The organism is Alkalitalea saponilacus, from assembly GCF_900168165.1.
In the GTDB taxonomy this organism is placed as follows: domain Bacteria; phylum Bacteroidota; class Bacteroidia; order Bacteroidales; family Marinilabiliaceae; genus Natronoflexus; species Natronoflexus saponilacus.
On sequence record NZ_FUYV01000006.1, the window covers coordinates 58077 to 72865 of the forward strand.

At 38.2% G+C, this 14789-nt stretch carries 9 protein-coding genes; all 9 read left to right on the forward strand.

The annotated features are described in order from the left end of the window. Positions 1 to 20: 20 nt before the first annotated feature. Entirely contained in the window at positions 21 to 1241 is a 1221-nt protein-coding gene (locus B5X70_RS06845; protein WP_198314212.1) for a PHP domain-containing protein, read from the forward strand. Positions 1242 to 1271: 30 nt separating this feature from the next. Beyond that, a complete protein-coding gene (locus B5X70_RS06850) occupies positions 1272 to 3242 on the forward strand; it encodes an SDR family NAD(P)-dependent oxidoreductase (protein WP_198314211.1) in 1971 nt (656 codons plus the stop codon). 29 nt (positions 3243 to 3271) lie between these two features. Further along, entirely contained in the window at positions 3272 to 4549 is a 1278-nt protein-coding gene (locus B5X70_RS06855) for a zinc-binding dehydrogenase (protein WP_079557164.1), read from the forward strand. A gap of 512 nt (positions 4550 to 5061) precedes the next feature. Next, the gene (rhaT, locus tag B5X70_RS06860) at positions 5062 to 6126 is read left to right on the forward strand and encodes an L-rhamnose/proton symporter RhaT (protein WP_079557165.1); all 1065 of its coding nucleotides are present in this window, start codon (positions 5062 to 5064) and stop codon (positions 6124 to 6126) included. An 83-nt stretch (positions 6127 to 6209) separates the two neighbouring features. Next, a complete protein-coding gene (locus B5X70_RS06865) occupies positions 6210 to 7478 on the forward strand; it encodes an L-rhamnose isomerase (protein WP_079557166.1) in 1269 nt (422 codons plus the stop codon). 230 nt (positions 7479 to 7708) lie between these two features. Next, positions 7709 to 9094, forward strand: a complete 1386-nt coding sequence (locus tag B5X70_RS06870) for an FGGY-family carbohydrate kinase (protein ID WP_079557167.1) — start codon at positions 7709 to 7711, stop codon at positions 9092 to 9094. A 259-nt stretch (positions 9095 to 9353) separates the two neighbouring features. Then, complete coding sequence (locus tag B5X70_RS06875) at positions 9354 to 10649, forward strand: class II aldolase/adducin family protein (RefSeq protein ID WP_079557168.1); 1296 nt, start codon at positions 9354 to 9356, stop codon at positions 10647 to 10649. Positions 10650 to 10697: 48 nt separating this feature from the next. Then, the gene (locus B5X70_RS06880) at positions 10698 to 11729 is read left to right on the forward strand and encodes a family 43 glycosylhydrolase (protein WP_079557169.1); all 1032 of its coding nucleotides are present in this window, start codon (positions 10698 to 10700) and stop codon (positions 11727 to 11729) included. A 716-nt stretch (positions 11730 to 12445) separates the two neighbouring features. Continuing rightward, a complete protein-coding gene (locus B5X70_RS06885; RefSeq protein WP_079557170.1) occupies positions 12446 to 14749 on the forward strand; it encodes a fasciclin domain-containing protein in 2304 nt (767 codons plus the stop codon). Positions 14750 to 14789: the final 40 nt, after the last annotated feature.

Sequence of the window (14789 nt, forward strand, 5' to 3'; positions counted from 1 at the left end):
TTCGTAAATATTTTTCAAATATGAGTTATTATTTAAAATTTCCTGATAAAACCACTCTTTTGCAGAAGGCAGAAGATATCCAGAATTGGACGTCTGTAAAGGTAAATGCTCACTTGCACACGCCATATTCCTTTAGTGCTTTTGATTCTGTGCCTCAGGCGCTTGATTTGGCTCTGAAGCAAGGGGTGCGTGTGGTTGGAATTAACGATTTTTACAGCGCTGATGGTTATCCTGAATGGGCTTCGGAATGCAACAAGCGTGGTTTGTTTCCGCTTTTCAATATCGAATTCATCAGTTTGAATAAAGATGATCAGGCAAATGGAGTCAGAGTAAATGATCCAAATAATCCCGGACGTACGTATCTGAGCGGAAAGGGGCTTTCTTACCCGTTTAGACTTGATGATCCATGGATGCAACAACTTTTGGATGTGCGAAGTGAGTCTAATCGACATGTGGAGTCCATGTGCGAAAAACTAAATGGCATATTAAATCAAATTCAAGCTCCATTCAAACTCACCTTTGGCGAGATTGAAAAAGAGATGGCCAGTGGAAGTGTACGCGAGCGTCATCTTGCAAAGGCCTTAAGACTAAAGGTGGAGTCCTTGTTTTCTTCTGACAATGAAAAACTATCTTTTTATGAAGAGTTATTTGGAGGAAAGCCTTTAAAATCGTCTATTGACGATTTTGCTGCGGTTGAGAATGAGATTCGTGGGAATCTGCTTAAAGCAGGAGGAGGAGCTTTTGTTCCTGAAGATCCAAAAGCTTTTTTGGAAATGGAAATGGTTCGGCAAATCATTCTTCAAGCCGGGGGTATTCCAACTTATCCTTTTCTTGCCGATGATGCCAATGGTAATTTTACAGATTTTGAAGTTGATCTTGAAAAAGTAGCAAACATTTTAAAATCGAGAGGGATTGCCTCAGTTGAGTTCATAACAACACGCAACAGTGTTGAAGTGTTGGAAATATATGCAGGGTATTTATATGATAGTGGGTTTGTCGTAACCTTCGGATCTGAGCATAACTCTCCTGCCATGGAACCTATTGAACTGTTTGCGAGGAATAACACCCCTTTATCCGATCGGTTAAAGGAGATAAATCTTCGGGGAGCAGCTTTGGTAGCTGCGCATCAGTTTTTGGTTTCAAAGGGCGAACAGGGATATGTAAACAATGATGGTGTGGCTGATATCTCAAAACGCGAAGAGTTTGAGAAAATTGGCAGAGCTTTAATCGATCTGGCTTAAAGTTCTGATTAATCAAATCGAAAACCAAATATGAACATGAACGAGGGTTTAAAGAAAATAGCAGAAATATCTAGGTTTTATGGTTGTCAGAAGGAGTTTGTGATAGCCGGAGGAGGCAATACCTCTTATAAAACGGATGATCGCTTATGGGTTAAGGCGAGTGGTTTTGCTCTCTCAACCATTACCGAGGAGGGTTTTGCCATGCTCGACAGGGTAAAACTTGCTGAAATTGCGTCTAAAACCTATAGCAATAATGCATCAGAACGTGAGAATCAGGTGAAAAATGATTTGGCTGCTGCTAATCTAACACCCGAGAAACGTCCTTCTGTTGAAACATCCATGCATGATGTCATTGCTTACAGTTACGTGGTGCATCTGCATCCGACTTTGGTGAATGGTGTAATGTGTGCAAAAGATGTGGAAAAATATTTAGAGCCGGTTTTTGGTGCCGAAGCTCTTTATATTCCATATATCGATCCGGGATATATTCTGTTTAAGGAAGTTGAGAAGCGAATATTGGCATATAGAAAGGATAACGGTTTCGATCCAAAGGTGATTCTGTTGCAAAATCACGGAATTTTTGTTTCTGCCAATGAGGTGGATGAAATTAAGGTGATTTACAACAAGGTGATTGAGTCGATAAAAAGCCATGTTAAAAAGGATATTCCTGAATCGGATATTGAAATATCCGATTTGGTTGCATCTGTGGTGCCAGCTATTCGGATGATTGCCAGCGAATCGGAGTTAAAAACAGTTCAGGTACGAAACAATGAGCTTATTGGGCATTTTTCCGGTTCTGTAGAAGCTTTCTCAAAAATCGAGAAACCATTTACGCCTGATATAATTGTTTATTGCAAGTCAAAATACATTTTCATCGATGAGGTTTCATCAGCCGAAAATATCATTTCTGAATTTCAGCTAAAATTTAACCAGTTTGTATCAGAAAATGGTTATCCACCCAAAGTGGTTGTGGTAAAGAATCTTGGCTTGTTGTCCATTGGAGATAATAGCGCACAAACAGATATTATTTTGGATGTGTTTGAAGACCTGTTGAAGATCTCGTGGCTGTCTGAATCCTTTGGAGGACAGCATTTCATGACCGATGATCAGATTAGCTTTATTGATAACTGGGAGGTTGAAAACTATCGCCGCAGCATTGCTGCTGTTGATTCTAAAGGGCGTGTGGAAAACCGTACGATTATTGTTACCGGTGCTGCACAAGGCTTTGGTGAAGGAATTGCACGTGAATTAAAGGAGCAGGGAGCCAACATAGTAGTGGCTGATTTAAATGAAGAGAAAGGAAATGAAACTGTAGCAAGGTTTAATTCCATAAAAGGAGGTAACAAAGCCATTTTCATTCAAACCGATGTCTCCGACATCGATCAGATAAAAAAGCTGGTAAAAGCCACTGTTACCCGTTTTGGTGCAATTGATGTGTTTATTAGCAATGCCGGTATATTAAGAGCCGGAGGATTGGATGAAATGACACCCGAATCCTTCGATTTGGTTACAAAAATCAATTATAACGCCTATTTCTATTGTACAAAAGTTGTTTCAGAAGTAATGAAACTTCAAACCAGCCACAAGTCTGGTTATTATGCTGATATAATTCAAATTAATAGCAAAAGTGGTTTAAGCGGCAGTAAAAAGAATTTTGCTTATGCCGGCGGTAAGTTTGGCGGAATAGGTTTAACCCAGTCATTTGCATTGGAATTGGCACCCGATCGCATAAAGGTAAACAGCGTTTGTCCCGGTAATTTTTATGACGGGCCGCTCTGGAGCGATCCTGAGAATGGTCTTTTTATTCAATACCTAAAAGCCGGCAAGGTACCGGGTGCTAAATCCATTGAAGAGGTGAAGAATTTTTATCTGAGCCAAACACCAATTCAGCGTGGGTGCACTGTTAAAGATGTGGTTAAGGGTGTCATATATCTGATTGATCAGGAGTTTGAAACAGGACAGGCTTTACCTGTTACAGGTGGTCAAATTATGTTGAAATAATCCCGGGAGACCGGATTAAAAATTTGATAATGAAAACAGAAGCAGTACGATTATACGGAAAAAAAGATCTTCGCTTGGAAGAATTTGAACTTCCTCCCATTAAAGAAGATGAGATATTGGCAAAAGTGATATGCGACAGCATTTGTATGTCGTCATATAAAGCTGCCACACAGGGAACCGATCACAAAAGAATTCCTGATGATGTTGCTGAGAATCCCATTATTATAGGCCACGAATTTGCCGGTGAACTGGTTGAAGTTGGTGCTAAATGGGCCGGCGAGTTTAAAGTTGGGGATAAATTCTCCATACAACCGGCATTGAATTATGCAGATGGTCCTGTAGGTATTTTAAGTGCTCCCGGGTATTCCTACCAATACATAGGGGGCGATGCAACTTATGTAATCATCCCGAAAGAGGTTATGGAGTTAGGATGTTTGCTGCCTTATAAAGGTGAAGGATTTTATCCTGCCTCATTATCGGAACCATTGTCGTGTGTAATTGGTGCTATGCACGCCAATTATCATACCACACCCGGATCTTATGTGCACAAAATGGAGATTGTGGATGGCGGTAAAATGGCCATATTGGCCGGAGTAGGTCCAATGGGGTTGGCTGCCATTAATTACGCGTTAAACAGAGAGGATCGCAAACCTTCACTTCTGGTTGTTACAGATATAGATCAGGGACGGTTGGACAGGGCGGCATCACTTTATTCTGTAGATTTTGCAAAATCCAAAGGGATTGATTTACGTTATGTAAATACCGGTGCAATGGATAATGTGGCCGCCGATTTAAAGGCTATTACCGATGGATACGGATACGATGATGTGTTTGTATTTGCTCCGGTAGTTCCAATCATTGAGCAGGCTGATGAGATTCTGGCCTTTGATGGTTGCCTGAATTTCTTTGCCGGTCCCGGTGACTCAAATTTTAAAGCTCCGTTGAATTTTTATAAAGTCCATTATGAATTTACCCATTTGGTTGGAACCAGTGGCGGTAACATGGACGATATGAAAGAGGCTTTGGAAATGATGAGTAAAGGTTTGGATCCGGCTGGGCTGGTGACGCACATTGGTGGTTTGGATGCAGTGATAGACACAACTTTAAGACTGCCTGAAATCCCTGGCGGTAAGAAATTAATTTATAATCATATTAGAATGCCATTGACTCCTATCTCGGAATTTGAAGAGAAAGGGAAAACAAACCCATTATTTACCGAACTTCATGAAATATGTCAACTTCACAATGGCTTATGGAATCTTGAGGCGGAAAATCTTATTCTCGAAAAATGGAATAAGCTTACGTAAAAGGTAGATATTGAATAGAAAAAGGGCTGTCTTAATTTGTTAAGGCAGCCTTTTTCACTTATCTCATTAATCAATCTTCAGGCTACTGAAATTTCAATGCGTCTTTATTTTGGATAGTCTTCACATAAATGAGTTTGCAGAAGTTTAATGACCATCCAATTATTGTTCAAAATTAACACTCTCATTAAAAATGAATCAAGTTTGCAATTTGTAAATAAATCAAAATAATGAAAAGTCAGTCTGTGTTGCCGAATGAAAATGGTTTAAAACATTCTGCCATGAAGTCTATATGTCGCTGTCAGGTATGTTGTTAGCGATTTTTTTTGTGCTTGTTCGGTTTAACATCTTTTCGCTTTTATTGAAGTTATTATAAATAATGTCAAAAAATATAAACAATGTGTCACTTTGTGTATTGTTAAAAATTGTAGATGCCTATAAATTTGGTTCATAAAAATTATGTCATTTTTTAATTGTGATTTTAATCTCGTTTTCATAATCTAATTGTAAATATTATGCAAGCATTGTTAGGAATTCTGTTCCATTCTATTGGAGGTTTTGCTTCCGGAAGTTTCTATATGCCTTATAACAAGGTAAAGAAATGGTCGTGGGAGACATATTGGTTACTTGGTGGATTGTTTTCATGGTTGATCGTACCTTTTTTGGCAGCCTATTTAACGGTTCCCGGTTTTTTTGAGATTTTACGACACACTTCTGGCCAACTTCTATGGATTATCTATTTTCTTGGTTTGATGTGGGGTATAGGAGGTTTAACTTATGGTTTGGGAGTTCGTTATTTAGGAATGTCCTTAGGAAATTCTGTTATTTTGGGTGTTACTGCTGCTTTTGGGGCAATGGTTCCTCCCATCTACTACGATATAATGGGCACCGTTGACAAAGTGTCATTTTCTGATATGTTGAACTCCTCTGGAGGTCTTGTTGTCCTTTTCGGTGTAGCGGTATGTTTAACCGGCATTGCACTCACAGGAAGAGCCGGGCTATTAAAAGAAAAGGAACTTTCTTCGGAACAAAAATCTGCCAGTGTAAAAGAGTTTGCGTTGGTTAAAGGTTTAATCGTTGCAATTATTTCCGGAGTATTAAGTGCATTCTTTAACTATGGTATAGAAGCAGGAAAGCCTCTTACCGATTATGCAATATACGAACTGGGACATAACCCTCTTTTTGTAAATAATGTTACGTTTCTGGTTATTTTATGGGGAGGCTTAACTACCAATTTAATTTGGTGTGTTTATTTAAGTATAAAAAACAACAGTTACCCTGAATATGTAAGCAAAAAAACTCCTCTCTTGAGGAATTACATGTTTGCTGCTCTTGCAGGTACCACATGGTTTCTACAGTTTTTCTTTTATGGAATGGGCGAGAGCAAAATTGGAAGTGGCGCCAGCTCTTGGATTCTTCATATGTCAACCATCATTCTTACAGCAAATATGTGGGGTATCTACAATAAAGAATGGAAGGGTACTTCCCGTAAAACCATTTTAACCATTTCCATGGGCATCGGAATTATTCTGTTATCAGTAATTATCGTGGGCATTGGTAATTCTATGGGGATAAAATAGATATGTTGGAAAGACAGTAAAAGGGTATTTGAGTTGATTTAACTCCAATCAAACATAGATAAAATTTTAAAATACATGTCATTATGGATAAAAGAGAACTTATAGAAAAGGCTTATGAACTGGCCAGAGAACAATATAAAGCATTTGGTGTGGACACCGATGCGGTTGTTGATAAAATGAATGATGTTCAAATCAGCTTGCATTGCTGGCAAACTGATGATGTTGGTGGTTTTGAAAGACCCGATGCCGAGTTAGGAGGCGGAGGAATTCAAGTTACAGGAAATTTCCCGGGAAAAGCTCAGAATATAGATCAAATGCGTCAGGATTTAGATAAGGTCATGTCGCTTCTTCCAGGCAAACAACGCTTGAATCTTCATGCAATATACGGTGAGTTTGGTGGTCAACTGGTAGATCGTGATCAGATTGAGGTTAAGCACTTTCAAGGTTGGATCGATTGGGCCAAACAGCGAGGCATGGGACTTGATTTTAATGCAACTTGTTTCTCACACCCCAAAGCCGATGATGGATATACTTTGTCAAGTAAGAATGAAGATGTTCGCCGTTTTTGGGTCGAGCATGTGAAGAGATGCAGAGCCATCACTGCTGAAATGGGAAAACAATTGGGTTCGCCGTCTGTGCACAATACCTGGATTCCTGATGGTTCAAAGGATGAATTGGTAGATCGTAACGGCCATCGGGCTTTGCTGAAGAAGTCCTTGGATGAAGCGTTTGCACATGATTATCCACGAGAGTTCATGCTTGATGCTGTTGAAAGTAAGTTGTTTGGTATTGGTGCAGAGTTCATGACAGTGGGGTCTCACGATTTCTATCTTGGGTACGCCATTAAAAACAACAAATTGATTTGTTTGGACAATGGACACTTTCATCCCACCGAGCAGGTTGGTGATAAGGTATCTGCTTGTCTTCAGTTTGTTGACGATGTGTTATTACATATTACCCGTGGAGTAAGGTGGGATTCGGATCATGTGGTTGTATTGAATGATGAGATTCAGTTAATAGCATCAGAAATTATTCGCAATGACTTTTTAAATAGAGTTAAAATTGGATTAGACTTTTTTGATGCCAGTATAAATAGAGTAGGAGCATATGTTGTGGGCACGCGCGCAACTCAACAAGCATTCATGAGAGCAATGCTTGAGCCATATGCCATTTTGAAGGATTTTGAAGAAAATGGCAAATATTTCGAGAGACTAGCCTTGTTGGAAGTAATGAAATCACGCAATTTTGGAGCTGTATGGGATTATTACTGTCTCAAGAACAGTGTTCCTGCCAGTGATGATTTCATTGCAGAGATTCAAAAGTACGAAAAGGATGTTTTGTTAAATAGATAGTTGATTTGTTTTCGGAGGCTGTCTAAAAAGTCTGTTAATAATATTCAATACTTACAATTTGTAAAACAACCTTGCTTTCACCCCTCCAAACCTCCCCCCATGTGGGAGGCTTAAAGTCCCCCTTGGGGGATTTAGGGGTGAATTATTAACGTGTAATTTACGATTTGAAAGTTAAGGAAAATTTAAAATTACTTTTTGGACAGCCTCTTTTTGTGTTTAAAAAGCATATCATGTTAAAAGTTATAGCTGTTTTTGATATTGGAAAAACAAACAAAAAGCTTCTTTTGTTTGATCAGAATTTGGATGTTGTTCATCAGCTTGAAGAGCCTTTTTCCACCATCACGGATGAAGATGGAGAAGAGTGTGATGACATAGAAAGAATAGAGAAGTGGCTCTTCTCTTCTGTTGAATCTTTGATTATGGAGGGGAAATATCAAATTTGTGGTATTAACTTTTCTACTTATGGTGCTTCATTGTGCTGGCTAGATGAGAAAGGATCGAGATTAACCCAGGTATATAACTACTTAAAACAAGTCAGTACTAAATTTCAAAATGAGTTGTTTTCTGCTTTTGGTGGTGAAGAGGAATTTTGCAGGAGGACTGCCAGTCCGGCTCTCGGAATGCTGCTGAATTCGGGTGTTCAGATGTTATGGATGAAGTCGGAACAGCCCGAGGTATTTAATAAATCGAAATACATACTGCATTTCCCACAATACTTGTCATCCCTGTTTACCAAAAGGTTTGTGTCGGAGCATACATCCATAGGATGTCATACTTTTCTGTGGGATTTTGATCATAACGAATATCATCACTGGTTATCAAATGAAGGCATCTCTTTACCAGAGCCAATTAGTAACGACAAGATTTATACTGTAAAAATAAATGATCAAGAGATTGCCTGTGGTATTGGAATTCATGATAGCTCTTCTTCGCTGGTGCCTTATTTTAAAGGATCAAAGGAACCATTTTTACTTATCAGTACCGGAACCTGGTGCATCAATATGAATCCTTTTAACCATTCTCCTTTAACTTTGGATGAACTCAGACATGATTGCCTTTGCTATATGAGTATTCAACAAAACCCGGTAAAATCTTCGAGGTTTTTTATGGGGCATATCCATGATGTAAATGTGGAACGCATCACAAAGCATTTCAACGTTCTTGCGGATGCTTATAAAAAAGTTGAGATTGATGAAGTTTTATTATCACATTATATAGTTAATGAAACCTCCGAAGTGAAATTCTTTGTAGAAGGTGTACCTGCAGATTATATTGATAAATCCATAGATCTTAATCAATTTAAAAGTTTTTCTGAAGCGTATCACCGTTTCATGTATGATCTTACAATAAAAGCATATAAGTCAATTCTACTTATTTCAGAGTCAGGAAGCTCAGCAAATAGTGTGTTTGTTTCCGGAGGATTTGCTCGAAATGAGATTTTTGTAAGGCTGCTCGCCGAATTCATGCCAGAGAAAAAAGTGTTTACTACCCAAGTCGATAATTCCAGCGCATTGGGTGCCGCACTGGTTATTTATCATAAAGTATTTAAGGGAGCTGTTCCTGAAGTAAGCCTTGGTTTGGTTGAATGGAATGGGGTTTCTGTGTTAAAAGATTAGGACCTGTTTTAAATTTTTAGTAAACCTGTTTTAGAGGTGTTTAGGTGCTGAGGTTGCTAAAGTATACAAAGAATACTAATTGTATTTCTTAAATATGCCAGCTGTCTAAAATCCAACCCTGGTTTTGTTGGGGTTCACCTATAACAGATTTGAAAAACCAAATTTAGAAAGATCCTAAGGATTTAGGGCCTTTTTAGAAGTTGTTCCACTTTCAAAACTTGATTTATTTTCATTCATATCCATTTAAATATTCGGAAAGATGAAATTGCTTAACACCAAGTTTATGCATCCCCGTGACCAGATTGTTATGGTGATTGACAGGATTTACAAACGTGGTTTAACGACCACCTCCGGAGGGAATATTTCTGTTATTGATGATTGCGGCAATATTTGGATAACTCCTTCCGGGGTTGATAAAGGCTCGTTGAAGCCTTCAGACATAATGTGTGTAAAGGCAGATGGGATTATTGCAGGATCTCATAAACCATCTTCTGAATATCCTTTCCACAAAGCCATTTTTAAATATCGTCCGGATATTAAAGCTATTATTCATGCACACCCACCGGCTTTGGTCTCTTTCAGCATTGCCAGAACCATCCCGGATACCAACGTCATTCCACAGGCAAAAAAGGTCTGTGGTCCAATTGGATATGCGCCATATGAATTGCCTGGAAGTGAAGAGTTGGGAGAGGTAATTGCACAGGAGTTTGTAAAAGGTTTTAATGCTGTAATTATGGAGAACCATGGAACTGTTGTCGCTGGTTTTGATTTAAGTGATGCTTTTCAGCGGTTTGAAACTTTTGAGTTTTGCGCCAGAACCATAATTAATGGAAGTACTATAGCTAAAGTTCAAAAATTGACCGATGGTCAAATTTCCGATTTTGAAGCACAAATTCCCCTTTTACAATTAGAATTTGAACCCAAAAACTTTCCAAGCGATGAAAGGGAGATAAGAAAGGAAATCACTTCAATTGTCCGAAGAGCTTGCCGTCAGGGGATGATGATCAGCTCATATGGTACAGTCTCCAGACGTTGGCGAGGCGATGATTTTTTAATAACTCCAACAAATCTATCTCGATGGGATATAACACCGGAAGATGTTGTAAGAATTCAGGATGGAAAAAGAGAGAAAGGGAAATTGCCAAGCCGTGCCACCTGGTTGCATCAGGAATTATATAAAAAGTATCCTTTTATCAATTCAATTATTCTCACGCAGTCTCCTTATTTGATGGCCTATGCCGTTTCAAATCAAAAGTTTGATGTAAGAACAATTCCTGAGAGCTGGATATTTTTGCAAGATGTTCCCAATATGCCTTTTGGATCACAATTTAAGAATAGTGAAGCCATACTAAATACCATTGATAAAAATACCCCGGCAGTAATCATTGAAAACGACTCGGTTGTTGTTACTGGGGATAAATTATTACAGACCTTTGACCGACTGGAAGTTGCCGAGTTTTCGGCAATGTCTTTGGTTATGGGGCAATCGGTAGGAAAGCTCATCCCAATCGGTGAAAATGAAATAGAGGACTTAAGACGTAAGTTTTTGACTTAATCCTATCACTTATTAATAACTCATTGTTCTTTTAAATCCGTTTTAGCTATGAATCTAAAAAGTCTTTTTTTGAATATTCTAATATTTATCATGACACTGATAGTTGTCAGTTGTCAATCCTCAACAGAACATTGTGGAGAACCTGCGCCTAAACCTTTGTTTAGGGATCCGGTATATGATGGCGCTGCAGATCCTGTTATTGTTTGGAATCACGATGAAGAGAAGTGGTTTATGTTTTACACCAACCGCCGGGCAAAAGATATTTCCTTAGATGGGTTTGAATGGGTTCACGGAACCAGGATTGGAATTGCCGAGTCATACGATGGAGCCAATTGGTCATACAGAGACACAGCAAACATTAATTATCGCATGCCTGATTATACTCATTGGGCTCCGGAGGTAATAGAACATGATGGTTTATATCATATGTACCTTACTTATGTCCCGGGAATCTTCAGGGATTGGCGGCATCCTCGTGACATTGTTCACCTTACTAGCAAAAATCTTTTAGACTGGGATTTTGAGTCTGTTTTGGAATTGGCTTCAGACAGGGTCATTGATGCTTGTGTTTTTCAATTGCCTGATGGTACCTGGCGCATGTGGTATAATAACGAGCGCGCCGGAAAAGCAATGTATTACGCAGATAGTCCCGATTTATATAACTGGACAGACAAAGGCCGCGTGCAAATTGACCGTGCCCGTGGCGGAGAAGGCCCAAAAGTTTTTGAATGGAAAGGCCAATATTGGATGATAACAGATGTGTGGAGTGGTCTCGCACTTTACAAATCAGATGATTTATTAAATTGGACAAATATTCCCGGAAATCTGGTTGAGGAACCTGGTATTGGAGAAGATGATAAAGTAATGGGAGGACATGCAGATATTTTAATCAGCAACGACCGCGCATATTTATACTATTTTACTCACCCTGGTCGCAGGGATGGTGTTGATCCCAATGATTTATTTGAGCAGCGAAGAAGTTCTATACAGGTTACGGAATTATTCTATGAGAACGAAAGACTTGTGGCATACCGGGATTCGGTCACCTATGTTTGTTTGGTTCCACCTGTAAGGTTTTAAATTTTATAGATTACTATACAGTCTTTGATGAAGCCAGTGCTTTTCATTTGGTTTTTATAAAAACCAATGAATGAAGGGGGATGTGTTAACAGTATTCATGTCAGCAACATAAAGTCAGACAAAACACGGGAAGGCATCCATGGGATTGAAACCGTCGTGTTGTATCAATGTCGGCACATAGTAGGGGCTTATATTAATTGTTGTTTATTTCAAATTTAATTATAGATCTGAGCGTTCGATTCAAGTCTTTGTTTCCAAGTTTCTATAATTTGATTTAGGGTAACCACATGGAACTCGCACCAAAGCCTCGGGACTCTTATCATACTTTTTTAAGCTGGGTTAATTTATTCTTTTGGATTGATCATATGCAATTGAGGTGTTTGAGGTTTGTTATATTTTAATGTGTAAAAAGATCAAAAAGTGCCAAAAAATTTAAATAATAGATCATTTTGTGTATTGTCACATGTTAATATAAGTTATAATTTTAGTTATTAATTAAAGAGTTTGAATTAGTTCTATTTTAGATTGTTTAAATACAGAAAATCAGGCTTTAATCTTTCCCAGGTGGTGATCGTGTATTCGGGTTGGGGGTGTGTTTGAAATTGCAAAACGAATTTTAGCTTTAATAATGTGTTGATTTATGCGAAAAAAGTGTATAAATTTATTAATAGCGGGTTGTTAAGATGATAAATTAAGGTAATTATAATTAAAGAAATATGATGAGAGTTTTGTTTTTTTTAAGAATGGTGGTTGTTTTGGCTGTTCTGGTTTTAATTAGCTCAGGATGTGAGGATGAAGATTACTTTGAGAGACCAGGCTGGCTTGAAAAACCCATCTATAAATATTTAGAAGAACAGGGAAATTTTAATTACTATCTGGCCTGTGTGGATAAATCGGGGTTTACCAGAAATTTAAAATCTTCAGGATTCTATACTGTATTTGCTCCTAATGATGCTGCTTTTACTGAGTTCATGACTGAGCATGGAATCAATTCAATTGATGATATATCAAATGAATTGGCACATCAAATTGTCAGTTATTCTTTGGTTGCCGTTGGATCATTATCTGAGCAAATCGACGATTACCAAAGAGAAGTTCTTCCAGAGGAAAGAGAAAGAAATCAGAATATTGCATTCAAACGTACTACGTTTAACTATAAAGGGGTTTATACATATACTGACCACAATGGTGTAGAGCGAAATGTGATAGATGTAAATGCCGTTTTAGAAAATCCAAACCTCGGTGGAACTTTCGTTATGAATGATTTTAACATGAAAAGCATTCCTTTTTTTACCGAGCGTTATCTTAATTCAAATGGTTTATCTGTATTTGATTACAATTTCTTTTTTCCTGAAGCTGAGTTTTCAGGCTTTAATGTTGTGGATGCAAAGGTTCTTGATCATGATATTGTAACCGAGAACGGAGTTATTCATGTTGTTGATAAAGTGATTCTTCCTCTCCCTAACTTAGAAGAACTTTTAATGGCCACAGATGAATGTTCCGATTTTTTTAATATGCTTGAAAATTATAAAGTAAGTTACTTTCGTGCACCACGAGATTTTGAAATTCAGCAGGAGCAAGCAACTGGTCAATATAGAGAAATATATGTTAAGTCTTATGGTTCACTACATTTTCCACCAACTGTAGAGAATTTTCTCAGATATGGTGGTGGATATAGAACGGATAATCAGATTGATGGCTGGACAATGTTTGCTCCAACTAACCAGGCTTTACAAAATTACTTAAATACTGAGTTTTTGGGTCGAGGTTATAATTCGTTGGATGAGATGCCTCAGTTTGTAATTGATGAGTTCTTAAATGCACATTTTTTCAGAACAACTGTATGGCCATCCAGATTTGATAATGTTCAGAACCATTTTGGTGAACCAGCCAGATTTGATGTTAACACCAATGTTGTTGGCCAGGCCATGGGCAGTAATGGCTTGTTTTATGTCGTGAATAAAGTTCAGGAGACCAATGCGTTTTCAACTGTTCTTGGAGATATTCTGTTAAGTCCTTCTTATACTACGATGTATCAGGCCTTGGTGTCAACGGAGAATAATTTTATTCTCCGTAACCCCATACTCCACTTGGATGTATTCTTAATTAGCAATCAACATTTTGATAACATCAATTTGAATTTTAATGTCGGGTTAAATCAATGGGAACATAATAACCCGGATTGGGGAAATATGGCAGCCTTCACCATTCTTGACCGATTGGTGAGCCTTCACATTATTTTTAATCAGGATATTGATTTAAGTGAAGGTTTTGGTTTGATACAAACCAACGCAGGTGAGTATATTCGTTATCTGGCAACACCCGCTGGCACAAGGGTTTGGGGGCCTGGGCAATCTCTTTCAACTGCTGCTCGACTGGTTTTACAGGATGGTGAAATAGCTAATGAAACAAGAAATGGACGAACCATGACCCTGGATCGACCACTGATGTTTTCAACCAGAAACATTGGATATTACTTAGATGGAAATGCAAGTTATCGGGCTTTCTTTAGATATCTTGAAAAGTCAGCTAACTCTCTTGTAGAAGGAGCCGAAAGTCCAGACGAATTCAATAGGATGGTGTATAATCCTGATAATAGACAGATTGCAGGTATCGCATCTACTACAAATCAAACTTATTTAATTCCAAACGATCAAGCAATCCAGAGAGCCGTAGCTGATGGATTATTACCCCCAATTGGCCCTGCTGATTTTACTCAGGCGGAGCAAGAAATGGTGTTGAGGTTTGTTCGATATCATATATTAAATGATAAAATCATTTATAGTAATGCTGATTATAATTATGAAGAAGTGTTTACTCATTATCGTGATTCTGATGGAGAAACACAGGTTTATGTATTCAGCAATTCCAATGATAGAATTGAGTTCACTGATAGGCGAGGCCGATTTGCAACCGCAACCGCAACAGCTACCAGCACCAATACAAACGTTTTAGCTAATCGGGCAGTGATACATTTGATTGATGATTATCTAGATTATCGACCTGTTGCAAACGATTAGTAAAACCACGGGTAGAAAATTATTTTGAATAAAATGATAG